Raw genomic sequence first — 25968 nt, 5'->3', positions numbered from 1 at the left:
AAATCGAGCTTCTGTTCCGCTGGATCAAGCAGCACCTCAAGATCGGCAAGTTCCTGGGCAACAACGGCAATGCAATCCGCCTGCAGCTCTTCGCGGCAATGATCGCCTATGCACTGCTGCGCATCGTCGCGCGCGCCCGAGGTGTCGTCATTCCAATCCTGAGGTTCACAGAGCTGGTCGCCCAATACTTGTTCGGGCGGCGAAAAATACACGCCATCGATAAGCCGCCGCCGGTCAATCCGAGCCGACCAAGAGACCGATCCTGCCTCAATCAGATGGCCTTCATATATGAATAACTTTCCCCGGACAGTCCTGCGCAAGGAGGGAGATTGGCAGTTTCAATGTCGCTGCTCGTCTTGCAACGTTAGAGATTGGCGAAAGCGGAAGTGACATCTGATCTCCCCCCTTGCGGGGGAGATGTCCGGCAGGACAGAGGGGGGTGTGAAGGATCACTACAGAAACCAGTTACCCTGCGCCGTAGCATCTTCCTCGCCGCGACATCAGGCCCCTCAGCCCCCCAGCGCCTGATCCAGATCCGCGATCAGATCATCGCCATCCTCGATGCCCGCCGACAGCCGCACCAGCGAATCCGATATGCCGATCTCGTCGCGCTTTTCGGCCGGGATCGAGCCATGCGTCATCAGCGCAGGGTGCTCGATCAGGCTCTCCACCCCGCCGAGGCTTTCGGCGAGCGTGAACAGCTGCGTGCGTTCGAGGAACTTTTTTGTGCCGGCAAGGTCGCGGTCGAGCACGGCTGATATCATGCCCCCGAAGGCATGCATCTGGCGCCTGGCGATCTCATGCTGCGGATGGCTGGCGAGGCCGGGGTAGATGACGCGGCGCACATCTTTGCGGCCTTCCAGCCACAGCGCGATCTTGAGGCCGTTGGCGGAATGACGCTCCATCCTGAGTGCCAGCGTCTTGAGGCCGCGCAGCGCCAGAAAACTGTCGAACGGACCCGAAATGGCGCCGATGGCGTTCTGCAGGAATTTCAGCTGGGTGGCCAAATCCTTGTTGTCGCCGACCACGGCGACGCCGCCGACCATGTCGGAATGGCCGTTGAGATATTTGGTCGTCGAATGCACCACGATATCGATGCCGAGCTCCAGCGGCCGCTGAATATAGGGGCTGCAAAACGTGTTGTCGGCGACCGTGAGAACCCCCTTGCGTTTGGCCAGAGCCGCGACGCCTTCGAGGTCGACGATGCGCAGCAGCGGGTTGGTCGGCGTCTCGACCCAGAGCATTTTTGTTTCGGGGCGGATCGCGGTCTCCACGGCGGCGAGGTCGGTGAAATCGACGAACGAGACCTGCAGATTGGCGGAGCGTTTGCGCACCCGCTCCATCAGCCGGAAGGAGCCGCCATAGATGTCGTCGGTGGCGACGATATGCGCGCCGGAATCGAGCAACTCCAGCACGGTGGCGATCGCCGCCAGTCCGGACGCGAAGGCGAAGGCAGCCGAGCCGCTTTCGAGATCGGCCACGGCGCGCTCGAAGGCAAAGCGCGTCGGGTTCTGGCTGCGGGCGTATTCGAAACCCTTGTGCACGCCGGGTGACTGCTGGCCATAGGTCGAGGTGGCGTAGATCGGCACCATCACCGCGCCGGTCAGCGGGTCGTGGCTCTGACCGCCATGGATGGTGCGTGTCGAGAAGGCCAGGCGGTTCTTGCCCGGCGGTGGTGTTTCAGCAGTCATCGTGCGCGCCTCAGATGGTTGATCAGATCGATGCGGGTAATCAGGCCGACGAACTCGTCGCCGTCGAAGATGATGGCGACCTCGTTGCGGTCGAAGACAGGCAGCAGCGCGTCCAGCGTCTGGCTGGCCTGCAGCGTGTGCAGATTGGAGGTCATCGCCGTGCGCACCGGGCCGTTGAAGCGCTCCCAGCGGCCGTCATAGGGGCCGTCGACCTTGGCCAGGATGTCACTCTCGTCGACGATGCCGACGAGCTTGCCATTGTCGAGCACCGGCAGCTGCGAGACATCGGAACGGCGCATGCGGCCATAGGCGTTGAGCAGGCTTTCGTCCGGGCCGACATAGACGGTGTCGCCGGTGCGGTGCGAGCGCATCACCAGGTCGCGCAGATCGCCATGCTGCTCATGCTCGGCCAGACCCTGCTCGGCCAGCCAGAAATCGTCGAACACCTTCGACAGATATTTGTTGCCGCTGTCGCAGACGAAGGTGACGACCCGCTTCGCAGAGGTCTGCTCGCGGCAATAGCGCAAGGCCGCCGACAGCAGCGTGCCGGAGGATGAGCCGGCCAGGATGCCTTCCTTGGACAAGAGGTCGCGCACTGCCAGCATGCTCTGCTTGTCGGGAATGGAGTACGCCTTTTTCACCAGCGACAAATCGGCATTGGGCGGCACGAAATCCTCGCCGATGCCTTCCACGGTCCAGCTGCCGGCCTCTTCCATCTTGCCGGTCTTGATCAGTGGCGCCAGCACCGAGCCGACCGGATCGGCGAGCACCATTTCTGTCTTGGGCGAAACCTTCGCGAAGTAGCGGCCAAGCCCGGTCAGCGTGCCGCCCGAGCCAACGCCGACCACCACCGCGTCGACGTCACTGTTAAGCTGTGAAAAGATTTCCGGGCCGGTGGTGGTTTCATGCGCCAGCGGGTTGGCCGGATTGGCGAACTGGTTGGCATAGAAGGCGCCGGGCGTTTCAGCCGCGATCTTCTCGGCCATGTCCTGGTAATATTCGGCATGGCCCTTGCCGACATCGGAGCGCGTCATGCGCACCTCGGCGCCGAGCGCGCGCAGATGCTGGATCTTTTCACGCGACATCTTGTCGGGCACCACCAGCACGATACGGTAGCCCTTGGGGATGCCGACCTGGGCAAGGCCGAGGCCGGTATTGCCGGCGGTCGCCTCGACAATGGTGCCACCGCGCCGGAGCTTGCCCTCTCTCTCCGCCGCGGCGATCATCGACAGCGCGATGCGGTCCTTGATCGAGCCGCCGGGGTTCTGGCTTTCGAGCTTGATGAACAGCCGGCACTTGCCGGTGTCGAACTTGGTCAGCTCGACCACCGGCGTCTGGCCGATCAGGTCGAGAACCGACTTATAGGGCGGACGCAGGCGCGACAACGCGTCGGCCGCGGCGATCTCGTGCTCGCTCATATCGATGCTCCATGACCAAGCGACCGCCTCGAGACAGAGCGGCAGCATATCCTCTTTTCCAGCCCTTTGCTGTCGGAAAGAAGATAGATCGTGCCAATCAACCGGCCAGATGCGGAATGAAATTCCGGGTTTGCTGCTATCGCGCAAATCGTGGCGGGGCGCCGGGACAGCGCCCCCTCTGGCCTGCCGGCCATCTCCCCCTCAAGTGGGGAGATTGGCTGTCACCACGGCTTTCGCCAACTCTCCAGCGTCGTGAAGGGTGGTGCTGTCAGCGAAGCTGCCAATCTCCCCACCCGTGGGGGAGATGGCCGGCAGGCCAGAGGGGGGCGCCATAAAGCGCCGACCCCAACAGAACTCACCCCAACAGCTGCTTGCTCAGCCTCGCGCACTGCACGCGGATATCCGGGATGGCGTCGATCTCGAAGAAGGTGCCGCGCGTCAGCGGGCCGACGGCGAGGATCTTGGCCGAAACCGTGCCGTCGCCAGCGATGATCTCGCAATTGGCCGACACGTCGAGGCCGATGCGCAGCGGGTCAGGTCGTGCCAGGCCGCGATCGACCAGCGAGCGCACGACGCTATTCGACGAGGTGGAAATGTCCCTGACGATCCCCGAGCAATCATAGATGCGCGCGACCTCGAATGTCTCAAGGCGCTGGGTGTGGCGCGACTGGACTTGGACGGTGAATTCGCCGCCCTTGGCGATGTCGACGACGCGGCCGGCGACCAGGCGGATGCGGCCGGATTGCACGGCTTCCGTCACCCTCGCATAGACCTCGGGCGCCATGCGATGGCGGTGGATGTCCCACCAGGCCTTGGTGTGCTCGACAAAACGGCGCTTGGCGGAAGCCGGCCAGTTCTGCCAGATCTTCTGGTTGAACGGCCGCAGGCCGTCGACGACGTCGCGCCAGTCGATACCGGCCTTCTGGTTTTCCTTGATCAGGTCGCGGAACCAGCCGACGAAGTAGGACAGCTGGGTGCCAAGCGGAATGTCGGCGACGTCGAGCTTGATCGGATTGCCCTTGCGATGCGGCGAGGGCAGCAGGCCGCGCCGCGACACCGCGATGATGTCGCCGCGATGGCCGCGCTGTTCCAGCGCCAGGAACGCATCGACCATGCTGAGACCGGTACCCAGCACCATGACCCTGCTGTCCGAAGGGAGCGCTATGTCGGCTTCCGAGCCCATCCTGATGGCATGGCCTTGCGCCGGCTCCTCGTCATGACCGGTCGCCAGCACGGCCAGATGCGCCACGACGCTGGTGCCGTTGGCCAGCGCCACCTCGACGCCGGACGCGGTCGGCGTGATCGAAAGGCTTTCCTCGCGGATCAGCCGCAGCCGGCCGCTCTGCTTCTCGCGCGCCTCCAGCTCGTCGAGCAACTCGCCGAGATAGCGGGCATAGATGCTGCGCGGCGCGTAGACCGGCGCCTGGTCCTGACTTGCCAGGCCGCGCTCCAGCAGCCAGCGCCAGAAATTGCCGGGGTCGTCGGCATAGGCGCTCATGCCGGCGGCACTGACATTGAGCACATGCGCCGACAGCAGCGTCGAATAGGCGATGCCCTGGCCGAAATGCGGACGCTTTTCGATCAGCGTGACGCGCAGATCGGGATTGGGCGATTTCAAGAGATGCGCGGCCAGCACGACGCCGCTGGCGCCGCCACCGACGATGATGATCGAGTTCGCGCGGCCGGTCATACCTGCACCAACCGTACCCGAAGCGTCGGCGTCAGGCCTGGACCTTCACGGCGACCGCAAGGTCGATGTCGCTCGCGACCGGAAGGTCGTCGAGGGCGATATCGCGCATCTCGGCGAGGCTGCGCTGATCGAGCACCTCGGCGATCGCCTGCCGGACCTCGAGCATCAGATGTCGGACTTGGCATGTCGCCTCGTTGCAATCTTCACAGCGCTGGTACTGGGTGCGGCTGGCGCAAGGGATTGGCGCCAGCGGCCCGTCGAGGACGCGCACGACATGGCCGACCTTGATTTCATCCGCCGGCCGGGCGAGGCGATAGCCGCCATCCTTGCCCTTGCGGCTCTGGACGAAGCCGGCATTGCGCAGCTCGCCCAGAATGGCGTCGAGAAATTTCTTCGGGATGTTGTTGCCGGTGGCAATGTCGTTGACGAAGGCGAGCTGTCCGGCCGGCAATCGCGCGAGGTGGACAAGCGCCTTGAGGCCGTACTTACCCTTTTTCGTGAGCATGAAATCAAAATTTCTCTGTCATGCGACGGCATGGAACCATCGGTTGCGCAATGCCTGGCGTGCGTCCCCGCCGCGTCCAGACTGCCATGACACATAAATTCTAGTGACATGATGTACAAGCCGAGCAATGTTGATTTTGCTTCGTTTTCAAGCCGCCGTGGCCATTTTAGCCCGACCTTGTGCCCTCGAAAGCACAAAAATGCCCTTTGAGAGCAGCGGGACGGCAAATCGTCCTCCAGGGCCGGATGTGGTCGGCATCGACTGACGCGACGGCGAAAGTCGATCCATGCCGCGAGCGATCATGGTGATGTGGTGGCCGCTCATCGCCGACTCCAACTCTCTCATGTCGATAAGAATACTATACTTATGCTGGAGCACGCGGAATGCGTTTTCGAATCGAGAGCTGTTTGGGGTATGGATTTGCCTGACAGGGACAAGACTAGGAATTCTCGTTCGCGATCGAGGTCATGCCATTCCTTCGAGCGTTGGTGCGGTGCAGGACCTTGCCGGACGCTGGCAGGACAGCACCCCCTCTGCCCTGCCGGGCATCTCCCCCGCAAGGGGGGGAGATTGGCAGCTCCACCGTAGGTTCAACGCCTGCAACGATGGCGATTGGCGAAAGCCGGGATGACAGCGATCTCCCTCCTTGCGGGGGAGATGGCCGGCAGGCCAGAGGGGGGGTGCTGTCCCGCCGACATCGGAAGACTTCGGACCGTGGCCGAACGCCCAACGTCACGGCTTGGATCAAGCCAGGAGATCGCTCGCGCCGCCCTATCCGCCTCGCCACCCCACCACCGACAGCTTTTTTCTAACAAGCCCGCCTTCCTTGGAAGGATTTAACTCTACAAGAACGATAGAATTAGCTGACTATCATGGGGCATTCCGATTTTCTCTTTTCAGGAGCCTTTCATGTCCACGATTTCGCGACGCATCATTCTGCTCTCGTCGGCGGCACTGGCCGGTGCGGCCTTCCTTGGCCCGGCCGTTGCCGACGACCTCAAGATCACCATCGGCTACCAGACGGTGGTCGAGCCCTCGAAAGTGCCGCAGGCCGACGGCGCCTATGAAAAGGCGACCAAGGCCACCATCGACTGGCGTAAATTCGATTCCGGCGCCGACGTCATCGCCGCGGTCGCTTCCGGTTCGGTCGATATCGGCTATGTCGGCTCGAGCCCGCTGGCGGCGGCGGCCAGCCGCGAGCTGCCGATCCAGACCATCTTCGTCGTCGGCCTGATCGGGCAATCCGAGGCGCTGGTGGCGCGCAACGGCGCCGGCATCGCTGAGGTCGCCGACCTCGCCGGCAAGAAGGTCGCGGTGCCGTTCGTCTCGACCACGCATTACAGCCTGCTCGCCGCACTGAAGCATGAGAAGGTCGATCCGACGTCGGTCGAGATCCTCAACCTGCGGCCACCGGAAATCGCCGCGGCCTTCTCGCGCGGCGATATCGACGCGGCCTATGTCTGGGATCCGGCGCTCGGCCAGATCAAGACGACGGGCAAGGTGGTGCTGGATTCCTCGCAGGTCGCAGCCTGGGGTGCGCCGACCTTCGACGCCTGGATCGTGCGCACCGACTTCGCCGAAAAGAACCCGGAAGCGGTGCGCGACTTCGTCAAGGTGACGGGTGCGGCCTACGCCGAGTTCCTGGCCAAGCCCGACGCATGGTCGGTGTCGTCGCAGCAGGCGGCAGCGATCGCCAAGATCACCGGCGCCAAGCTGGAAGAGGTGCCGCAGCTGCTCAAAGGCTATGTCTTCCCAACGCTCGAAGAACAGGCTTCGGACAAATTCCTCGGCGGCGGCACGGTCAAGGCGATCGAAGCGGCATCGGCCTTCCTCAAGGAGCAGGGCAAGATCGACGCCGTGCTGCCGGACTATTCGAAATACGTGTCGTCGAAATACGTCACCGAGGCGCTGGCCTCGAACTGAGCGCCTGACTCACACTGGACGCGCGCGGATCTTCTTCCCTGACGCCGCGTGCCGCCTGCCCCGGAACCGCTGACGAGGAGCGGTTCCGGGGCAGGCGGATTTGCTTCAAAATCAGCGAGGCACCCATGCCGCATCTCGTACTCGATCCCCATCTCGTACTGGACAAGGTCTCGATCCACTATGACGGTCAGGCGGCGCCCGCCGTCGAGCGGGTTTCGATCGATGTCGCCAAGGGCGACTTCGTCGTGCTTGTCGGCCGTTCCGGCTGCGGCAAGACCTCGCTGCTCAATGTCGCCGCCGGCCTTGTCGCGCCGGCGCGTGGGCGTGCCTCCATCAACGGCAAGCCGATCACCGCGCCGGGCTCGGACCGCGCGGTTGTGTTCCAGAATGATGCTTTGTTTCCGTGGCTGACCGCGCGCGAAAACGTTGCCTTTGCGCTCAGGCTGCGTGGCATCAGGCCGGCCGAGCGGGCGCGGCGCGCCGATGAGCTTCTGACGCTGGTGAAGCTCACCGATGCCGGCGACAAGCGCATCTGGGAGCTTTCCGGCGGCATGCGCCAGCGCGTCGGCCTTGCCCGGGCGCTCGCCGCCGAACCTGAATTCCTGCTGCTCGACGAACCGCTCGGCGCACTCGACGCGCTGACGCGCGAGCGCATGCAGACGACGCTGCTCGATTTATGGACGGCAAGCGAGGTCGGCGTGCTGATGGTGACGCATGGCATCGAGGAGGCGCTGGTGCTCGCCACCCGCATCGTCGTGCTGGCGCCCGGCCCGGGCCGCGTGGTGCGGACTTTCGAGCCTGGCTTCTCCAGGCGCTACGCGGCCGGCGAAGCCATTCGCACCATCAAGGCCGATCCGGCCTTTGCCGCGGCGCGCGGCGAGTTGACCGACGCGATCTTCGAAGGAGAAGCGGCATGACCGTTACCTCCTACACGGAGCGGCCGGGACACAAGATCGACGAGTCCGACGGCCTGTCGGTGCCGTGGTCTCGGCCCAGCCCGAAGCGCAAAGGTGTTTCGGCGCGCGCAGTCAGCGCGGTCACCATTCTGGTGGTGCTGGCCCTGTGGGCGCTGTCGGCCCGCCTGCAACTGGTGTCGCCGGTCTTCTTGCCCTCGCCGCTCGCGGTGTGGACCAAATTCATCGTCGTCGCTCGCGACGGCTTCGTCGATGCGACGCTGCTCCAGCATGCCGTCGCCAGCCTGGGCCGCGTGTTTGCCGCGCTGGTCGCGGCCATTCTCGTCGGCGTGCCGGTTGGTCTGACCATCGGCATCAGCACCATCGGGCGCGGCGTCTTCGATCCGCTGCTGGAATTCCTGCGGCCGATCCCGCCGCTCGCCTACCTGCCGCTGGTCATCATCTGGTTCGGCATCGGCGAGCCGTCGAAGATCCTGGTGATTGCCATCGCCATGCTGGCGCCGGTCGCGCTGTCGACCGCTTCGGGCGTTCGCGGCGTCTCGCAGGAACGCATCAACGCGGCGCGTTCGCTTGGCGCGACCCGGGCCCAAGTGGTCCGCCATGTGATCCTGCCCAGCGCGCTGCCGTCGATCCTGACCGGACTGCGCATCGCGCTTGGCGCCGGCTGGTCGACGCTGGTCGCCGCCGAGCTGGTGGCGGCGACGCGCGGGCTCGGCTTCATGATCCAGTCGGCCGCCCAGTTCCTGGTCACCGACGTGGTGGTGATGGGCATATTGGTGATCGCGGCCATCGCCTTTGTGCTCGAATTCACCATCCGGAGGATCGAGCGCGTGCTCGTTCCGTGGGCGGGACGGGAGTGATTGGAACCAGAAGAGCAGGAGAGAATGACGATGACCCATTCCACCGCCGTGCTGTTCGCCCAGATCGGCAACTGGCTTCTCGCCCGGACCAGGGAAAGCCAGCCGCTTGAACAGCAACCGAAATCGCCGGCGCCGGTGCGCTGGGACGCCGAGCGCGACCGCCTGCCGCCGCGCGACGAGAGTTTTTACTGGGCCTGGCAGTATTGGTCGCAGTGAGGGGGCGGCGGCTGGGCCGCAGGGTAGGGGGCTCGCCTTCATCGCTTCGTCATCCTAGGGTCTGCGCCGCGTCGGTTCGCTCCTTGCTCCGCCCTAGGATGACGAAGGAAGGGTTGCCGCAGAAAATATTTCCAACGTTCGCAGTCAACTCGCAAAATCATTCCTCTACTAAGTTTATAGAACTACCTAGCCTGATCCATCTTCCAACCGGCGAGGCCATTTTTCCGGCGCCGATCCGCATCGAAGGAGAGGGATCATGTTCAATCTTACCAAGCACTTCAATCTTACCAGACGTGTTTTCGGTATAGGGCTGCTGGCGGCAAGCGTTGCCGTGTCGTTCGGCGCCGCCGCGCAGGAGCTGAAGCAGTTCAGCATCGGCTATCAGAAGACCGGCCTGCCGGTGATCGCCAGGCAGCAGCAGGTGATCGAAAAGGCGCTTGAAGACAAGGGCGTCACGGTCAAATGGGTCGAGTTCACCGCCGGGCCGCCGCTGGTCGAGGCGCTCAATGTCGGTGCCATCGATGTCGGCTGGACCGGCGACGCACCGCCGATCTTCGGCCAGTCGGCCGGCGCCAACATCGTCTATGCGGCCGCGCTGCCGTCGAATGGCGAGGGCGAGGCGATCTTCGTCAAGCCGGCGTCGCCCATCCAGTCGGTCACCGACCTGAAAGGCAAGCGCGTCGGCGTCGGCAAGGGCACCAGTGCGCACAATTTGCTCGTCGCCGCCCTGGAGAAGGCCGGCATTCCGTTCGACCAGATCACGCCGGTCTATCTCAGCCCGGCCGATGCGGCCGCCGCCTTCGCCAGCGACCAGATCGACGCGTGGACCGTCTGGGATCCGTTCTTCGCCATCGCCGAAACGCGCTATCAGCCGCGCGTGCTGGCACGTTCCAGCGAGGTGCTCAGGGTCAACACCTATTTCCTCGCCAACAAGGATTTCGCCAAGGCGCACCCCGAGATCGTCACGACGACGATCGCAGCCCTTGGCGAAGCGGCGAAATGGGCGGACCAGAACCGCGACAAGGTGGCCGCGGCGCTGCATGAGGTGACCGGTGTGCCGCTCGACGCGCAGACGATCGCCGCCAACCGAACCAAATTCGGCATCTTTCCGATCACCGACGAGATCGTCGCCGGCCAGCAGGCGACCGCCGACCGCTTCTACAAGCTCGGGCTGATCCCGAAAGCGGTCCGCATCTCCGACGCGGTGTGGACCGCGCCAGGCAATTGATTTTTCTCCAACGGCGCCGGGTGAGAACGCCCGGCGCCGTTACTTTTTGCACCTTCCAGGAGGTCCGTCATGACCGCGCCAGCCAACCCGCTCGATTTCTTCTGGTTCATCCCGACGCATGGCGACGGTTCCTATCTCGGTTCCGAGGAACAGCAGCGGCCGCCGGAGTTCGGCTACTTCAAGGAGATCGCGCAAGCGGTCGACCGGCTCGGCTTTCCCGGCGTGCTGTTGCCGACCGGTCAGAACTGCGAGGATTCCTGGATCACCGCGACGGGCCTTGCGACGCTCACCGAAAAACTGAAATTCCTCGTTGCGCTGCGGCCGGGCGTGACGCTGCCGACTTTCGCCGCGCGCCAGACGGCGGCCCTCGACCGGCTGAGCAATGGCCGCCTGCTGCTCAATGTCGTGGTCGGCGGCAATCCGACCGAGCTCGCCGGCGACGGCGTCTTCCTGCCGCATGACGAGCGCTATGCCCAGGCGCATGAATTCCTGACCATCTGGCGTGCCCTGGTATCCGGCGAGCGCGTCAATTTCGACGGCAAATATTACCGCGTCGAGAATGGCCGCCTCGACCTTCTGCCGCGCCAAGAGCGGCCGCCGCTCTATTTCGGCGGATCGTCGGACGCGGGCCAAGACCTCGCCGCCGACCTCGTCGACATGTATCTGACCTGGGGCGAGCCGCCGGCGCAGGTGGCCGAGAAGTTGGCTACGGCACGCAGCAAGGCGGCGCTGCGCGGCAGAAAACTGCGTTTCGGCATCAGGCTGCATTTCATCGTGCGCGAGACCGAGGACGAAGCCTGGCGCGCCGCCGACCGGCTGATCAGCCATGTCACCGACACCCAGATCGAAAACGCGCAGGCGCGCTTCCTCAACCAGATGGATTCGGTCGGCCAGCGCCGCATGGCCGAGCTACATGGCGGCCGCCGCGACAGGCTGGTGGTGTCGCCCAATCTGTGGGCCGGCGTAGGGCTGGTGCGCGGCGGCGCCGGCACGGCGCTGGTCGGCACGCCGGAACGGATCACCGAGCGCATCCGCGAATACCAGGCGATCGGCATCGATACCATTATCGGCTCCGGCTATCCGCATCTCGAGGAGGCCTACCGCGTCGCCGAGTTGCTATTCCCGAAGCTCGGGCTCGGCACCAGGCGGCAGCGAGCGCATGAGCACATAGCCAACGAATTCTCGGTGGGCTTCCATGGCGCCAATCGCCTGCAGGCTTCGTCATGAGTTTGGCTCAACGTGTCGGCAAGAACGGCATCGGCTGGCTGCTCCCGGTGCTGGTGATCGCCGGCTGGGAGATTGCATCGCGGGCCGGCGTCATGCCGGCCAACGTGCTACCGGCGCCAAGCGCCGTCGCCGAGGCCTTCTGGCGGCTGACGCTGTCGGGCGAACTGATCCGCAACATCGGCGTCAGCACCGCACGCGCGCTTGCAGGCTTTGCCGTCGGCGGCTCGATCGGCTTTGCGCTTGGCCTCGCCAACGGATTGTCGACACTGAGCCGCGGCCTGACCGACACGACGCTGCAGATGATCCGCAACATTCCGCACCTGGCGCTGATCCCGCTGGTCATCCTGTGGTTCGGCATCGACGAGGAAGCAAAGCTGTTCCTGGTGGCGCTCGGCGTGTTCTTTCCGATCTATGTCAACACCCTGCTCGGCATCCAGAGCGTCGACCCGCAGCTGGTCGAGATGGGCCGCGTCTACGGGATGGACCGGCGCGCGCTGTTCTTCCGGGTGATCCTGCCCGGCGCGCTGCCAGCGATCTTCGTCGGCCTGCGCTATGCCCTGGGCATCATGTGGCTGACGCTGATCGTCGCCGAAACCATCTCGGCCAGTTCCGGCCTCGGCTACATGGCCATGCAGGCGCGCGAATTCCTGCTGATCGATGTCGTCGTGCTGTCGATCCTGATCTATGCGCTGCTCGGCAAGCTCGCCGACAGCCTCGCCCGCCTGCTCGAGCGACTGTCGCTCGGCTGGCATCCCGCCTTCCAGAATGCATGAGGTCGTCTCGATGCCCAGCCTCGCAGCCGTCCGGTCGTTCGTTACCACGCCACCGTCACAGCCGGCGGAACCCATCGAAAGGCAGCGCGCCTTTGCCTTCAAGGGTGCGGAGAAACGCTTCGGCGACAAGACCGTGCTCGACGGCATCGATCTGGACGTGCCGGCCAGGCAGTTCCTTGCCGTCATCGGCAAGAGCGGCTGCGGCAAGAGCACGCTGCTCAGGCTGCTGGCCGGCCTCGACCGGCCGACATCAGGATCGCTGACATTCGGAGTGGACGAGGAAGGCCACAGCCGCACTCGCTTCATGTTCCAGGAACCGCGGCTGTTGCCTTGGGCCAGCGTGGTGAAAAACGTCGAGGTCGGGCTGACCGGGATCGCCACCGGCGCCGAGGGCCGGCAACGCGCGCTCGACATTCTCGGCGAGGTCGGGCTTGCTGATCGAGCCGACGAATGGCCCTCGGTGCTGTCCGGCGGCCAGAAGCAGCGCGTGGCGTTGGCCCGGGCGCTGGTCGGTCACCCGCAGATCCTGGCGCTCGACGAGCCACTGGGCGCACTCGACGCCCTGACCCGCATTGAGATGCAGCAGCTTCTGGAACGGATCTGGATCGCGCAGAAGTTTACCGCAGTGCTGGTCACGCATGATGTCGCCGAGGCGGTTGCGCTCGCCGACCGGGTCGTGGTGATCAGTGAAGGTCGGATCGCGCTCGATCTGGATGTCCCGGTGGAACGGCCGCGCCGGCGCGGCTCGGTGGAGCTTGCTCGGTTGGAGGGCAAGATTTTGGATCGGCTGTTCGGGTAGGGCTGTTGGGCGGAGGCAGTTTCAACGTTCGGGATTTGGCACGAGGCCTCCCCGACTTCGTCATCCACGGGCGGAGCGGAAGCGAAGCGTACGCGCAGACCCGAGGATCCATGCCGTGCCTTGGCCGAAGTATGCAGCGGAGCAGAATTCTGCATCGTGGCGACGCGTTTAAGTCGCGGCATGGATCCTCGGGTCTGCGCTGCGTCGCTGCGCTCCTTGCTCCGCCCGTGGATGACGAAGGGATGGGCCTTTTCGCCAATTACAATCGGCGGCTCCACACGATCCTTCGCGATGCCGAAGCGACAGTTCGCCAGCGCTTCCCATCGCAGCTCACCCTCCTGACCGGTTCGCCCACACCAGCCCCATCAGGCCGACCAGCATGGTGACGATGCCGGTATAGAGCCATTGCGACTGGCCGGTCATGAAGCTGCCGCCGATCGCGCCGACGCCTTGCAGCGCCCACAGCGCGCCTATGGCAAGCACGATCAACGCCAGCAGATTTTTGGTCAGTCTCATTGCCGGATCTCCTTTTCGAAGTCGATCGGTTGCGGGGTTGCGGCCGTGATGAAATAGCCAAAGGAAGGGACCTGATCGCCCTCACTTCTACTTGGATATCAACCCTCGATCTTGTCAAACAAATCCCGAATATCGGCTCGAAGATCATGATCAACTGATCATCGTGCGCTGGAAAATCCCTAACAGACTGTTACCCAGCGACTCCAAACGTGTGATCTCGCCACGGAACCGACAGATGATTGCCGCATTTCCTGCCTTATTTGGCTCCTAACGGCTGGGGTCTGTCAAAAACGGAGCCATCCCTCAAATATGAAGAACTCAAAACAGACCGCGCTTGTCGCGGTAACGATCGCTGCTGGCCTGATGGCCGGCGCATCTTCGGCAGCCGCCGCCAGCCAGTGCGGCCGCGCCTCGTGGTATGCCCTGCACTCCAAGACCGCATCGGGCGAACGCATGAACCCGTCGGCAATGACCGCCGCCCACCGCACTTTGCCTTTCGGCACCAAGCTCAGGGTAACCAACAAGAACAACGGCCGCAGCGTCATCGTGCGCATCAACGATCGCGGCCCGTTCATCAGGGGTCGCGTGCTCGACCTGTCGAAGGGCGCAGCCGGCCAGCTCGGCTTCATCGGCTCCGGCCATACCGCCGTCTGCATGGCGCGCGTCTAAGCTTCCTGTGTCCGGCAAAAGGGGCCGGACACATTACCTACACATTTCGCAGCCGCACACTGAGCCGGCTGGTGCCGTTCAGGGCCGATTCCCAGGGGCTTGAACCAAAGAAGCATTGGTCACGCCGCGTGACGTATTGCATCGCAGCAATTAGTTGTTAACTTCCCCGCGAGACATTTAAGGCTCGGCGCTGCTCGTCGTCCCTTCGGTCGCAGGCAGCAGCGGGGTTCTCGATGTTCTACCAGCTCTACGAAATGAACCACGCGGCCTTGCAGCCGGCGCGCCTCTATGCCGACGCGTTGCGCCTGCTCTACACCAATCCGCTCAATCCGTTGTCCCACACGCCCTGGGGCCGTTCGGTCGCGGCGACCGCCGAATTGTTCGAGCGCACCACGCGCCGCTACGGCAAGCCGATCTTTGGCCTCGACAAGACCGTGGTCGACTGGAACACCGTCGCGGTCGCCGAGAAGACCGTCTGGTCGCGGCCGTTCTGCAATCTCGTCCGCTTCGAACGCTCCGTTCCCGCCGGGCGCAAGCCGGATCCGAAGCTTTTGATCGTGGCGCCGATGTCGGGCCACTATGCGACGCTGCTGCGCGGCACGGTGGAAGCCATGCTGCCCCATGCCGACGTGCACATCACCGACTGGGTCGATGCCCGCATGGTGCCGCTGGCCGACGGCAGCTTCGATCTCGACGACTACATCGACTACATCATCGACATGCTGCATGCGCTCGGCCCCGACACCCATGTGATGGCGGTGTGCCAGCCTTCCGTGCCGGTGCTGGCGGCCGTGGCGCTGATGGAAACCAAGGGCGATCCCTTCGTGCCCTCGACCATGACCCTGATGGGCGGGCCGATCGACACCCGCCGCAATCCGACGGCGGTCAACCTTTTGGCGCAGGAAAAGGGCATCGACTGGTTCCGCGACAACGTCATAATGACCGCGCCTTGGCCGGTGCCGGCCTTCGGCCGCGAGGTCTATCCGGGCTTCCTGCAGCTGTCCGGCTTCATGAACATGAACCTCGACCGCCACATCATCGCCCACAAGGACTTCTTCATGCACCTGGTGAAGCATGACGGCGACAATGCCGAGAAGCATCGCGATTTCTACGACGAATATCTGGCTGTCATGGACCTGACGGCGGAGTTCTACCTGCAGACCGTCGACACCGTCTTCGTGCGCCAGGCCTTGCCCAAGGGCGAGATGACGCATCGCGGCACCAGGATCGATCCGTCATCGATCCGCAACGTCGCGCTGTTCACGGTCGAAGGCGAGAACGACGACATTTCCGGCCTTGGCCAGACCAAGGCCGCGCATGACCTTTGCCCCAACATCCCCGCTGAACGGCATGCGCACTATATGCAGCCGGCGGTCGGCCATTACGGCGTCTTCAACGGCTCGCGCTTCCGCTCCGAGATCGTGCCGCGCATCGTCGACTTCATCACCAGCTATGGCCGTCAGGAGCGCGTTGCGGTGAAGCCGAAGCTGGTCCGCACGGCCAAAAGATAACCCTGCAACGAGAATCCAGGCCAATTATTGGGCAAAAGCCGCCGGGTGATTCTGTTGCACAAGTGCCGCTGTCCAGCCCCTCGGGTAACCATGCCGACAATCCGACCGACGTCGTAATTGACACGGACTGTAAAACCCCCTTAACCTTTCGTTAATAACAAAGGGTGAGCGGGGACAATGATTTCCTCATCAGTGGCGCGACGGCTGCGCGTGTATGTGGCAGCCGGGCTGGCAGTAACGGGAGGCTGGGTGGCACCGGCTTTGGCGGCCGGAGCGATGGCGACCGGGGGTCTCACCTCGCAGCCGATCGGCCACTATGATTTCTGCAAGCTGCATCCCAGCGAATGCTCAATCCGCCCGTCCAATCTCGCGCCGGCCTCGATGACCGACGGGCTGATGCGCAAGCTTCTCAATGTCACCGCCAGGGTCAACGCCGCCGTCAAGCCAATGAGCGACATGGACATCTACGGCAAGGACGAGGTCTGGGCCTATCCCGACAAAGGCGTCGGCGATTGCGAGGACTACGTGCTGGAAAAGCGGCGCCAGCTTTCGCGCATGAGCATCTCGCTTGCCGATCTGCTGATCACCGTCGTGCGCAAGCCCGACGGCGAGGGCCACGCCGTGCTGACGGTGCGCACCGACAAGGGCGACTACGTGCTCGACAATCTGACCGACAAGGTCAAGGCGTGGGACGCGACCGGCTATCGCTTCCTCAAGCGGCAGGCGATCGACAACACCGGCCGCTGGGTCTCGATCCGAGGCGGCCAGCAGGTCCTGGTCGGCGCGGTTCAGTAGCCGACAGTCGTGACGCAGCCTCCCCGCTTCGTCATCCTAGGGCGAAGCAAGGAGCGAAGCGACGCGGCGCAGACCCCTGGAGCTGCTCCGCAGCCCAAGGGATCCATGCCGTGAGGCCGATGAAGAACAAAGCCGCGTAGAATAAAGGCTCTGTTCCGTAGCGATCCTTCCCAACCACCTCTATGAGCAAGGTTCTGCACTGCCGCGGCGCCCGTAACTCGCGGCATGGATCCCTTGGGCTGCGGAGCAGCTCCTCGGGTCTGCGCGTCCGCTTCGCTCCCGCTCCGCCCGTGGATGACGAACGCGAGGGGGCCGCCAAGCAAATTTTCCCATCCTTCGTGAACCATTTCCTCCCGGCCGACGACACATGGCCGTAGACGGAAACCAATCATGGAGACTTCAGATGACTGTACTTTTGCGAAATGCATTCCTCGCCGCCATCGCGGCATCGGCACTGGCCGGACCCGCCTTGGCCAACCAGACTATCCCAAGCTGCGCCAACACCTCGACCAACGATTTGTGGAGCGGCCGCTGTTGCAACCTTGGCGACTCGAACTGCCTGGGCGGCGGAAACAATGGCCACGACCATAGCGACAAAGGCGGCCGGGGAAACAATGGCGGCACGGCCGGCAAGAAATGATCCCACCAAAGATGCCTGCTGGCGGATCGCCGGCGGGCATCTCTTCACCTGAAGCGAGACACCTTCGCGAGGAAATCGCCAAGGTGCGCCTCCGGCGCAGATCGCGAAGCTACGGCTGCCGGCCCAGCGCCGCGCGGATCGATGCGGTGATGCGGCGAAGCTCCGCCTCGTCGAGCTTTTCGATGTTCTCGGCCAGCAGATTGGCCAGTTCGGTGGCGGCGGGGCTTAGGCCCGACGTATCGAGCTTCACACGCGGATGCGAGGCTTCGGCCAGCCGCGCCAGCTCCTCGGCGTCGTCCCAGATAATGTTGAAATAGCCGATGATCTTCTGGATCAGCGTCCAGGTCGGCGCGCCGCGCCTGCCGTGCTCGAGCGCCGACAGATAGGCGGCGCTGACGCCGATCGCCGCCGCCATGTCCTTCTGGCTGACGCCGCGTTCGCTTCTGAGCGTCCGCAGCTTCTCGCCGAACGGGGTCATGCGCCCACCCTCATGAGCGAACGCCTCACGATCGCGGCCGCCGCAGCCGGATATAAAGCGCACCCGAACCGCCATGGTTGCGGGCAGCATGGTCGTGGCTGGAGACCAGCGGCCGGAAGGCAGCCGTCGACAACCAGGCCGGCACGGCGCGCCGCAGCACGCCGTCGCCGCCGGAGGACGAGCCCTTGCCCGTGATGACCAGGACATAGCGGATGCCGCCGGCATGCGCCCGGTGCAGGAACGAGAACAGCAGCGAATAGGCCTCGTCCTGGGTCAGGCCGTGCAGATCGACCCGGCCTTCGATCGGCAGCCGGCCCTTCGACAGCTTGTCCAAGGTCGGCTCGTCGAGCGCATGGGCGACATGCTGCGTCTTGGGCTTTGCCGCGGCGGGCGTATTGGCAGCGGCCAGCGCCGGTTGCGACTGATTTGGCCTGGCCTCGGCAGGGATGTTGGGGACGTCGACAGCCATCCTGCCCTTCAGCGGCTTGGCCGTGCGCGCCACCAGATTCCACAGCACCCGGTCGTCTTCGCTCAGCTTGTCCGGACGCTGGGTCATCGATTCGACCCCGAAACGAGCGCGCGCGGCACCAGCGCATAAAAATCGGCCGGATTGCGCACCACGCCGGCGATCTCGCCGGCGGCATCGCCGGAACCGGCGAAGAGATCACCCCGCGCCGGTCCGGTGATGGCGGAACCAGTGTCCTGCGCGATCATCAGGCGGCGGAACGGTTTTGCGTCGAAGGCGGTGAGCGTCGGCGCATCGATGTAGAACGGCGTGCCGAATGTGTGCAGCAGGCGGTCGACGGCAATCGAGCGTCCCGGCGTCAGCGGCACCTTGGCGGCGGCGATCGGACCAAGCGACGCGTCCTCGACATCGGCCTCGCGGAAGAAGATGTAGGAGCGGTTCCGCCACAGGATCTCGTCGACGCGGTCCGGATGCGCCTTGAACCAGGCGCGGATCGACTGCATCGTCACTTTTTCCAGCGGGATTTCTCCCAGTTCGCTCAGCACCTTGCCGGGCCCGGTGAAGCGCTGGCCGGATTTGGCGGCATAGGTGACGCGGGCAAGCCGGCCGTCGGTCATGTTCAGTCGTGCGGCACCCTGCACATGAACGAAGAAGGCATCGACCTTGTCGGCCAGCCAGGCGATTTCCAGGCCCTTGCCATCAAGCGCCCCGCGCTCGATCTCGCCGCGATCGGGATATTCGAGCAGCCCGTCCGGCGTCTGCCGCGCAAAAGCGAGGTAAGGATCCATGCCGGGCGGGCGGTTGCCGTCCTCGATATCGACGAGATCGGCCGGGCGCGACAGCAGCGGCACCGAAAACCGCTCCGTCCGAACCGGCGAGGCTTCGACCACAGGCTCGTAGAAACCGGTGACGAGGCCGGCGCCACCGTTCTCGGGTCGGATGTGCACGGGCGAGAAATGGCGCTCGAAGAAAGCCTGGGCTTCCTTCCGATCTGGAGATCGCGACCGATTCGCCGGCGAAACGGTGCGAGCCTCGGCATAGGCTTCGGCAAAGGCATCGAAATCGACGCCGAGCACACCACTGCGATACGGTTTGGTCAGAACGTGAAAGGCCGAGCGGCGAAAGGCGGCGAAGGCCGCCAGATGATCGTCATCGTCCCAGCCGGGGAGGTCGGCAAAAGATTTTCCGACAAAGAGTGGCGATAGCGACACCGGAGCCTCGCCGCCGTTCCGGGTTCAGTCTTCTTCCTCGGTGGCGACGAGCTTCCAGTTGGGATCGCGCGAGCGCGTGTCGCGAGCGAAGGTCCAGACATCCTTGACCTCGGCCACGGTTTCCGGGTCGCCGTCGATGACCGCGCCGGCCTTGTCGCGGGTCGCCGAAATCAGCTCGCTGATGATGCGCAGCGTGACATGCGCCTCGCCGCCCTTCATCTCGGCCGAGACGATGTCGGCCTTGTCGATGCCGACGAAGGAGGACTGGATCTTCTCCGCCTTGGCCTCGCGATCGCCGATCGCGGCGACAAAACCGTCATAAACCTCGCGCGACAACAGGTTCTTCAACGTTTTGCGGTCGCCGTCGGCATAGGCCATGACGATCATCTCGTTGGCCATCTTGGCGCCGTCGACGAAAGTCTTCGGCTCGAAGGACGGGTCGTTGTCCTTGATCGTGCGCAGGCCCTTGTTGAGGTCGGTGTCGGGCTTGGCGAAGGCATCGATCGCGGCATAGGTGTCGGCCGCCGGCTCGCCCGGCAGGCGCTTGCGCGGCAGCGACACGACATTCTCGGATTTCTGGGCGGCATCCTTGTCGCCGCTGCGGGCCGCTGTATAGGGATCGAAGGGCGGCCGTTCGCTGCCGGTGCGACGGCCCAGCACATTGCGCAGCTGGAAAAAGATGACCACCGCCGCAATCAGGAAGAAAATCGTGCCGAAGTCGAAGAATCCCATATCTTCCGCCAATCAATCCCTGCCCTGTGGCCGGACCGTCAGGCCCAATGGCCGCGGTCGCATAGCGTTCAACATTCAAAGCATATAGAACGCAAGGCGCAATCATTCAAATCAAAGGCAGGCATACCTATCTAACAGCCTCAGTGCCAGCGGCGATTGCTCACTGGGCGCCGAAACAATCGAAACGGCCGAAACGATCCAAAAGGTTGCCAAGACTTGCGCATCTCGTTCCTTCCCCTTTTTGTCCTGGCACTTCCGCTGCTGGAAATCGCCGGCTTCGTGGTCGTCGGCCGCCAAGTCGGCGCGCTGGCGACAGTCGGCCTGGTGCTGGCATCGAGCATTGCCGGCGCGCTGCTGCTCCGGCATCAGGGTTTCGGCGTCATGACGCGGATCCGCGCTGAAATGGATGCCGGCCGCGATCCGAGCGGGCAGCTGGCGCATGGCGCGATGATCGTGCTGGCGGCGATCCTTTTGATCATCCCCGGCTTCATCACCGACATTATCGGCCTGCTGCTGTTCCTGCCGCCGGTCCGCGACCTCGCCTGGCGGACCTTGAAGGGCCGCGTCGTGCTGGCCACCAATTTCTCGACCGGCGGCTTCCGCGGCCGGCAACGCGACAAGACCATCGACCTCGACGATGGCGATTATTCACGCGAAGACGACTTCAAGCGCGGACCGGACCACAACTCGCCCTGGCGCCGCCTCAAGGACGATTGAGGCCGCTCCGTCCTCATCCCGGGATGGAGAAGCAAGGCGGCAAACCTTGTCTTGTCATCCCTGCCATGGTAGCGAACGCCCGATTTCAATTCGGTCAGCGACGCTGCCCAGGCAAGAGGACGAAGGCTTATGGCCAGCAAAGATGACGCGCCGGTCGGCGCAGCCAACGGAAACGGCAACGCGGCGCAGCCGTCGCTCAACGTCCTGGCGCAATATGTGAAGGACCTATCCTTCGAAAGCCCCGGCGCGCCGAATTCGCTGCGCGGCCGCGACAAGGCGCCGGGCATCGCCATCAACGTCAATGTCAACGCCAACCCGCTCTCCGACAAGCAGTTCGACGTTAATTTGACGCTGAACGCCAAGGCGTCCTTCGACCAGGAAGTGCTGTTCAATGTCGAGCTGGTCTATGGCGGCGTGTTCGCCATCGCAGGCTTCCCGCAGGAACACATGCTGCCGATCCTGTTCATCGAATGCCCGCGCCTGCTGTTCCCGTTCGCCCGGCAGATCATCGCCGAGGCAACCCGCAATGGCGGCTTCCCGCCGCTGATGCTCGACCCGATCGACTTCGCGCAGATGTTCCAGCAGAAGCTGGCCGAGGATCAGGCAGCGTCGAAGGTCAAGGTGAGCTGAGGCCTGGTGTCTCGGTAGCGTTTAAAAGCCCGGCCTCGCGCCGGGTTTTTTGTTGAAAGGCTGGCGGGACAGCGCCCCCCTCTGTCCTGCCGGACATCTCCCCCACAAGGAGGGAGATCGGCTGTCATCCCGGCTTTCGCCAATCTCCAACGTTGAAAAGGAAGGCGCGGCCCGCGAAGCTGCCAATCTCCCCACCCGTGGGGGAGATGTCCGGCAGGACAGAGGGGGGCGCCAAGGATCGCGACGGAACGACTTTAGTTCCCGACAACCTTCAGCCACAGCGCCTTCTCACCCAACGTCCCGACCATGCCGGCATGCGCGTCGCGTTCGGCTTCGGTGAGGCGGGGCCGCAGTGGCGAAGGCCGCTGGCTTACCACAATCTCGATCTGGCGGACGTTCTCGCCCCCTCGCGCCGGCGCGGTGGCGCTGTCGAGGATGAGGGCCGCCTGCTTGCCGCCGATCAGCTCGATATAGACCTCGGCCAGCAATTCGGAATCGAGCAAGGCGCCGTGCTTGGTGCGCCTGGTGTTGTCGATGCCGTAGCGCCGGCAGAGCGCGTCGAGCGAATTGGGGCCCATCGGATGCTTGCGGCGCGCCAGCGCCAGCGTGTCGACGACAAGACCATTGTCGATGACGGGGTGACCTAGCCGGCCGAATTCGACGTTGAGGAAGCCGACATCGAAAGTGGCATTGTGCGCGACCAGCTTGGCGCCGTCGGTGAAATCCAGCCACTCCTGCACAATCTCGGCAAAGGTCGGCTTGCCCGCGAGATCCGCGGCGCTGATGCCGTGCACGGCCTGCGCCTCGGCGTGGATCGCACGGCCTTGTGGGTTGATATAGTGGTGAAAAGTCTTTCCGGTCGGAAAGCGGTTGACCAGCTCGATGCCGCCGAGTTCGATCACGCGGTCGTCGCGCGAATCGAGGCCGGTGGTTTCCGTATCGAAGATGATCTCACGCATCGAATCAGTCGCTCCAAAGAAGCAGAATCGTGAGACCGGAACAAAATGGCAATGGGCAATGCTGACGCGGTGGTGTCAGGAGTGCAGCTTATCCCCGGAGAGTTCGGCAATGATGGCAGCCACGGCGGCGCGGGCGGAGTCCAATCCCTGGCCGGTATCGACGACGAAATCGGCCTGACGGCGCTTGTCCGCATCCGGCACCTGCCTAGCCAGGATCGACGCGAGTTTTTCTTCCGTCATATCAGGCCGCGCCAGAACGCGTTCTCGCTGGACGTCGGCTGGCGCGGTGACGACGACGACCTTGTCGACGCGGTCGCGGCCGCCGGTTTCGAACAGCAGGGGGATATCGAGGACGGCGATCGGCGCGCCGGCGCTACGATGACGCGTCAGGAAAGCATCGGCATCGGCGCGCACCAGGGGATGGATGATCGCCTCGAGCCGCTTCAGCGCGACGGCGTCGCCGAGCACACGCGCGCCAAGCTTTGCCCGATCGACCACGCCGGCGGATGTGGTGCCGGGAAAGGCCGCCTCGACCAGGGGCGCGGCCTTGCCGGCATAGAGGCGATGCACAGCCTCGTCGGAATCATGGACCGGCACGCCGGCCTCGGCGAACATCTTGGCCGTGGTCGACTTGCCCATGCCGATGGAGCCGGTGAGGCCGAGCACGATCATGGCTTCGGCACCAGATCAGCTTCGATGAGCGCGCGCAGTTCAGCCGTCACCTGCGGCCTGATGCCGAACCAGCGCTCGAAGCCGGGCACGGCCTGATGCAGCAGCATGCCGAGGCCGTCGACGGTTTTCAGGTTTCGCGCGCGCGCCGCGGCAAGCAGCGGCGTCTCCAGCGGCACATAGACGATATCGGTGACGATGGCGTGGTCCGGCAGCACAGCGGGATCGGCCGACAGGCCTTCATTGCCATGCATGCCGAGGGCCGTGGTGTTGACCAGCAGGCCGGCATCGGCAAGCAGTTCACCGGTCGCCGCCATGCCATGCGCCGAAACGCCGGCGCCGAAACGATCGCGCAATTCCATAGCCCGGGCCAGCGTGCGGTTGACGATGCGGATGTCGGCGACACCGCGCTCCTTCAAGGCATGGATGACGGCGCGCGACGCACCGCCGGCGCCGAGCACGACCGCCGGGCCATTGCTGGCCCAGCCCGGCGCATAATCGTCGAGGTTGGCGGCAAAGCCGTGCGCGTCGGTGTTGCCGCCCCACAAGGCGCCGTCCTCGAACCACAGCGTGTTGACGGCGCCGATCTCTTGCGCGGCCTGGTCACGGCGCTCGGCGAGCGCGAAAGCCGCCTCCTTGTGCGGGATGGTGACATTGCCGCCGCGGTAATTGTTCGCCTGCAGCGTCTTCACGAACCCGGCAAAGTTTTCCGGCGCGACATCGATCGCCTCATAGCTGCCGTCGATGCCATGCTTGGCCAGCCAATATCCGTGGATCTTCGGCGAGCGCGAATGCTTGATCGGGTGGCCGGTCACGAAGGCCTTTTTCGACGCCTCAGCCATCGATCGCTCCCAGCGTGCGAAGTTCGGCCAGCAGCGGCAACAGCGGCAGGCCGACAATGGTGAAATGATCGCCTTCGATCTTCTCGAACAATTGAATGCCTTCGCCTTCGATCTGGTAGGCGCCGACGCTTGCCAATGCCTTGGGGCCGACACGGGCGAGATGGCGGCCGATGAAGGCCGGGTCGAGCTTGCGCATGGTCATCGAGGCGATGCCGACGTGCCGCCACAGAACCGCGCCATCGCGGACCAGCACGGCGGCGCTGTTCAACTGATGGGTCTTGCCCGACAGCGCCAGGAGATGACGGCGCGCGCCTTCCCTATCGGCCGGCTTGTGGAACAACTCGTCGCCGAGCGACAGCGTCTGGTCGCAGCCAAGCACCAGGGCGCCCGGCCTGCGCTCGCTGACTTCGGTGGCCTTGGCTTCGGCCAGCACCAGGGCGACATCCTCGGGCGAGACATCGCTGTCCTGCAAGGGCGCCTCGAGCGCGCGCTCGTCGACATCGGCCGGAACCGCCTCGACGTCGACGCCGGCATTGACAAGCATCGCCTTGCGGAACGGACTGCCTGAAGCGAGGATGATTTTCTCGGTCATGATTTTTCGCCTGATTAATGGTCGTTGACCGCCGTAATGCAGAAGGTTGCCAAAGGTTGGCGGGACAGCGCCCCCCCTCTGTCCTGCCGGACATCTCCCCCTCAAGGGGGAGATTGGGTGTGACTTCGGCTTTCGGCAATTTTTAACGTCGAACAGAAGGTGCCGCCCGCGAAGCTGCCAATCTCCCCCCTTGAGGGGGAGATGCCCAGCAGGGCAGAGGGGGGCGCGAAGGATCGCGACGTTTCGGACACTATCTCAAGCCTTGGTTACGGAAGGGCTCCAACTATCTATTCTTCCCTCTCAGGGCAACGATCGCAGCCGCCGTTTCCTCGATCGAGCGGCGGCTGACGTCGATCATCGGCCAGCCATGGCGCGTGCAGATCTGGCGGGCGTAGGCGAGTTCTTCGCTGATGGCGGCGCGGTCGACATAGTCCGATGCCTCGTAGGAACTGCTGTTGCCGAGGAGGCGATTTTGCCGAACATGCGAGATGCGCTCGGCGGTGGCGATCAGCCCGACGATCAGCGGTGTCCTGGCGTTGACCAGACTTTCCGGCACCGGCACGCCGAGCACGATCGGGATGTTGGCGGTCTTGATGCCGCGATTGGCGAGATAGATGCTGGTCGGCGTCTTCGAGGTGCGCGAGATGCCGATCAGCACGACATCGGCATCGTCCATGTTGAGCGGCAGCTGGCCGTCATCATGGTCCATGGTGAAATTGAGCGCGTCGATGCGGCGAAAATATTCGGCATCGAGAACATGCTGGGCGCCGACGCGACGGCCGGCCGGTGTGCCGAGATAGGACTGGAACACGGTCAGCACCGGCTCCAGCACCGACACACAGGGCAGGCCCATCGTCGCGCAGCGTTCGTCGATGCCGCGCGCCAGCTTCTGGTCGACGACCGTATAAAGGATGATGCCGGGCTCTTCCTCGATGTCCTCGAACACTTTCGCTACCTGCTTTTCGGTGCGGATGAGCGGATAGATATGCTCGATGGCGCGCGCATCCTTGTATTGCGCCGAAGCCGCCCGGCCGGCGGCGAGCAGCGTTTCGCCGGTCGCGTCGGAAATCAGGTGCAGATGGAAGAAGCTTTGGGGTTTGTTCACAGGGGGTCACCTGGGGCTGTGGGCGGCTGTGGATAGAGCGGGATGAAAAGACGGGCCGATCGGAGGCGACTGTATCAGAAGGCTAGATGTCCACAATTCGTTGCGCTGTCAGCTTCATCGGGCGGGTGGGGACAAGTTTGGGGACGGCTTCTTTTGTCTCTCGCCCGTCCACAGGGCCGGCTTTTCCCGGCA

The 25968-nt window shown here is 64.1% G+C and carries 28 protein-coding genes and 1 pseudogene; 15 read left to right on the top strand and 14 right to left on the bottom strand.

The window, feature by feature from the left end:
- Positions 1–296 (top strand): annotated as a pseudogene (locus tag NKI73_RS28610) (IS4 family transposase); the annotation flags it as partial.
- 213 nt (positions 297–509) lie between these two features.
- Here NKI73_RS28610 and NKI73_RS28605 read toward each other — a convergent pair.
- From NKI73_RS28605 to NKI73_RS28590, 4 genes are all read right to left on the bottom strand, one after another.
- Positions 510–1691 (bottom strand): trans-sulfuration enzyme family protein, encoded by a 1182-nt coding sequence (locus NKI73_RS28605; protein WP_352634739.1) that lies wholly within the window; start codon positions 1689–1691, stop codon positions 510–512.
- Positions 1688–3109, bottom strand: a complete 1422-nt coding sequence (locus NKI73_RS28600; protein WP_352634741.1) for a pyridoxal-phosphate dependent enzyme — start codon at positions 3107–3109, stop codon at positions 1688–1690. The genes NKI73_RS28605 and NKI73_RS28600 overlap by 4 nt, the downstream gene beginning before the upstream one ends.
- A gap of 355 nt (positions 3110–3464) precedes the next feature.
- The gene (locus NKI73_RS28595) at positions 3465–4799 is read right to left on the bottom strand and encodes an FAD/NAD(P)-binding protein (RefSeq protein WP_352634737.1); all 1335 of its coding nucleotides are present in this window, start codon (positions 4797–4799) and stop codon (positions 3465–3467) included.
- A gap of 31 nt (positions 4800–4830) precedes the next feature.
- Positions 4831–5304 (bottom strand): RrF2 family transcriptional regulator, encoded by a 474-nt coding sequence (locus tag NKI73_RS28590; protein ID WP_352634735.1) that lies wholly within the window; start codon positions 5302–5304, stop codon positions 4831–4833.
- 909 nt (positions 5305–6213) lie between these two features.
- Here NKI73_RS28590 and tauA point away from each other — a divergent pair.
- The 8 genes from tauA (at position 6214) to NKI73_RS28550 (ending at position 13244) form a co-directional block, all read left to right on the top strand.
- Positions 6214–7227, top strand: coding sequence for a taurine ABC transporter substrate-binding protein (tauA, locus tag NKI73_RS28585; RefSeq protein WP_352634733.1), 1014 nt, complete (start codon positions 6214–6216; stop codon positions 7225–7227).
- Between the two features lie 125 nt (positions 7228–7352).
- Positions 7353–8144, top strand: a complete 792-nt coding sequence (locus tag NKI73_RS28580; protein ID WP_352634731.1) for a taurine ABC transporter ATP-binding protein — start codon at positions 7353–7355, stop codon at positions 8142–8144.
- Positions 8141–9001 (top strand): ABC transporter permease subunit, encoded by an 861-nt coding sequence (locus NKI73_RS28575; RefSeq protein WP_352634729.1) that lies wholly within the window; start codon positions 8141–8143, stop codon positions 8999–9001. Before NKI73_RS28580 ends, NKI73_RS28575 begins: the two co-directional genes overlap by 4 nt.
- A gap of 30 nt (positions 9002–9031) precedes the next feature.
- A complete protein-coding gene (locus tag NKI73_RS28570) occupies positions 9032–9217 on the top strand; it encodes a hypothetical protein (protein WP_352634728.1) in 186 nt (61 codons plus the stop codon).
- Positions 9218–9473: 256 nt separating this feature from the next.
- Positions 9474–10445, top strand: coding sequence for a sulfonate ABC transporter substrate-binding protein (locus NKI73_RS28565; protein ID WP_352634726.1), 972 nt, complete (start codon positions 9474–9476; stop codon positions 10443–10445).
- 69 nt (positions 10446–10514) lie between these two features.
- On the top strand, positions 10515–11672 hold the full coding sequence (gene ssuD / locus NKI73_RS28560; RefSeq protein WP_352634725.1) for an FMNH2-dependent alkanesulfonate monooxygenase: 1158 nt from the start codon (positions 10515–10517) through the stop codon (positions 11670–11672).
- Positions 11669–12445 (top strand): ABC transporter permease subunit, encoded by a 777-nt coding sequence (locus NKI73_RS28555; protein ID WP_352634724.1) that lies wholly within the window; start codon positions 11669–11671, stop codon positions 12443–12445. Before ssuD ends, NKI73_RS28555 begins: the two co-directional genes overlap by 4 nt.
- Positions 12446–12455: 10 nt before the next feature.
- Entirely contained in the window at positions 12456–13244 is a 789-nt protein-coding gene (locus NKI73_RS28550) for an ATP-binding cassette domain-containing protein (RefSeq protein ID WP_352634722.1), read from the top strand.
- A 330-nt stretch (positions 13245–13574) separates the two neighbouring features.
- Here the strand turns inward: NKI73_RS28550 and NKI73_RS28545 are convergent, their stop codons facing one another.
- Positions 13575–13760 (bottom strand): hypothetical protein, encoded by a 186-nt coding sequence (locus NKI73_RS28545; RefSeq protein WP_352634720.1) that lies wholly within the window; start codon positions 13758–13760, stop codon positions 13575–13577.
- Between the two features lie 309 nt (positions 13761–14069).
- Here NKI73_RS28545 and NKI73_RS28540 point away from each other — a divergent pair, with 309 nt between their 5' ends.
- The 4 genes from NKI73_RS28540 to NKI73_RS28525 all read left to right on the top strand — a co-directional run bounded on the left by NKI73_RS28540 (position 14070) and on the right by NKI73_RS28525 (position 17375).
- Positions 14070–14429: a septal ring lytic transglycosylase RlpA family protein gene (locus NKI73_RS28540; protein ID WP_352634718.1), complete on the top strand. Its 360-nt coding sequence runs from the start codon at positions 14070–14072 to the stop codon at positions 14427–14429.
- A 233-nt stretch (positions 14430–14662) separates the two neighbouring features.
- The gene (locus NKI73_RS28535; protein WP_352634716.1) at positions 14663–15940 is read left to right on the top strand and encodes a polyhydroxyalkanoate depolymerase; all 1278 of its coding nucleotides are present in this window, start codon (positions 14663–14665) and stop codon (positions 15938–15940) included.
- A 177-nt stretch (positions 15941–16117) separates the two neighbouring features.
- The gene (locus NKI73_RS28530; RefSeq protein ID WP_352634714.1) at positions 16118–16735 is read left to right on the top strand and encodes a transglutaminase-like cysteine peptidase; all 618 of its coding nucleotides are present in this window, start codon (positions 16118–16120) and stop codon (positions 16733–16735) included.
- Positions 16736–17138: 403 nt separating this feature from the next.
- On the top strand, positions 17139–17375 hold the full coding sequence (locus NKI73_RS28525; protein WP_352634712.1) for a hypothetical protein: 237 nt from the start codon (positions 17139–17141) through the stop codon (positions 17373–17375).
- A gap of 109 nt (positions 17376–17484) precedes the next feature.
- Here the strand turns inward: NKI73_RS28525 and NKI73_RS28520 are convergent, their stop codons facing one another.
- Genes NKI73_RS28520 through NKI73_RS28505 form a run of 4 tightly spaced genes read right to left on the bottom strand, consistent with a single transcriptional unit; the run spans position 17485 to position 20262 of the window.
- On the bottom strand, positions 17485–17853 hold the full coding sequence (locus NKI73_RS28520; protein WP_352634709.1) for a helix-turn-helix domain-containing protein: 369 nt from the start codon (positions 17851–17853) through the stop codon (positions 17485–17487).
- A gap of 25 nt (positions 17854–17878) precedes the next feature.
- Positions 17879–18409 (bottom strand): Smr/MutS family protein, encoded by a 531-nt coding sequence (locus NKI73_RS28515; RefSeq protein ID WP_352634707.1) that lies wholly within the window; start codon positions 18407–18409, stop codon positions 17879–17881.
- The gene (gene mltA / locus NKI73_RS28510) at positions 18406–19530 is read right to left on the bottom strand and encodes a murein transglycosylase A (RefSeq protein ID WP_352634705.1); all 1125 of its coding nucleotides are present in this window, start codon (positions 19528–19530) and stop codon (positions 18406–18408) included. Before mltA ends, NKI73_RS28515 begins: the two co-directional genes overlap by 4 nt.
- Positions 19531–19554: 24 nt before the next feature.
- Positions 19555–20262, bottom strand: a complete 708-nt coding sequence (locus NKI73_RS28505) for a Tim44/TimA family putative adaptor protein (RefSeq protein WP_352634703.1) — start codon at positions 20260–20262, stop codon at positions 19555–19557.
- 216 nt (positions 20263–20478) lie between these two features.
- Here NKI73_RS28505 and NKI73_RS28500 point away from each other — a divergent pair, with 216 nt between their 5' ends.
- Both NKI73_RS28500 and secB read left to right on the top strand, forming a co-directional pair.
- A complete protein-coding gene (locus NKI73_RS28500; RefSeq protein WP_352634701.1) occupies positions 20479–20979 on the top strand; it encodes an FxsA family protein in 501 nt (166 codons plus the stop codon).
- 129 nt (positions 20980–21108) lie between these two features.
- Positions 21109–21609, top strand: coding sequence for a protein-export chaperone SecB (secB, locus tag NKI73_RS28495; protein WP_023763101.1), 501 nt, complete (start codon positions 21109–21111; stop codon positions 21607–21609).
- 254 nt (positions 21610–21863) lie between these two features.
- Here the strand turns inward: secB and dnaQ are convergent, their stop codons facing one another.
- The 5 genes from dnaQ to NKI73_RS28470 all read right to left on the bottom strand — a co-directional run bounded on the left by dnaQ (position 21864) and on the right by NKI73_RS28470 (position 25776).
- Positions 21864–22568, bottom strand: a complete 705-nt coding sequence (gene dnaQ, locus NKI73_RS28490) for a DNA polymerase III subunit epsilon (protein WP_352634699.1) — start codon at positions 22566–22568, stop codon at positions 21864–21866.
- Between the two features lie 75 nt (positions 22569–22643).
- The gene (coaE, locus tag NKI73_RS28485) at positions 22644–23240 is read right to left on the bottom strand and encodes a dephospho-CoA kinase (RefSeq protein WP_352634696.1); all 597 of its coding nucleotides are present in this window, start codon (positions 23238–23240) and stop codon (positions 22644–22646) included.
- On the bottom strand, positions 23237–24079 hold the full coding sequence (locus tag NKI73_RS28480; RefSeq protein WP_352634694.1) for a shikimate dehydrogenase: 843 nt from the start codon (positions 24077–24079) through the stop codon (positions 23237–23239). The genes coaE and NKI73_RS28480 overlap by 4 nt, the downstream gene beginning before the upstream one ends.
- Complete coding sequence (locus NKI73_RS28475; RefSeq protein ID WP_352634692.1) at positions 24072–24671, bottom strand: Maf-like protein; 600 nt, start codon at positions 24669–24671, stop codon at positions 24072–24074. The genes NKI73_RS28480 and NKI73_RS28475 overlap by 8 nt, the downstream gene beginning before the upstream one ends.
- 283 nt (positions 24672–24954) lie before the next feature.
- Positions 24955–25776, bottom strand: a complete 822-nt coding sequence (locus NKI73_RS28470; RefSeq protein WP_352634690.1) for a pyruvate, water dikinase regulatory protein — start codon at positions 25774–25776, stop codon at positions 24955–24957.
- Positions 25777–25968 lie beyond the last annotated feature (192 nt).

The organism is Mesorhizobium sp. M0496, from assembly GCF_040321205.1.
In the GTDB taxonomy this organism is placed as follows: Bacteria; Pseudomonadota; Alphaproteobacteria; order Rhizobiales; family Rhizobiaceae; genus Mesorhizobium.
Note: the sequence above shows the minus strand (reverse complement) of the source record. Positions and strands in the feature narration are given on the sequence as shown.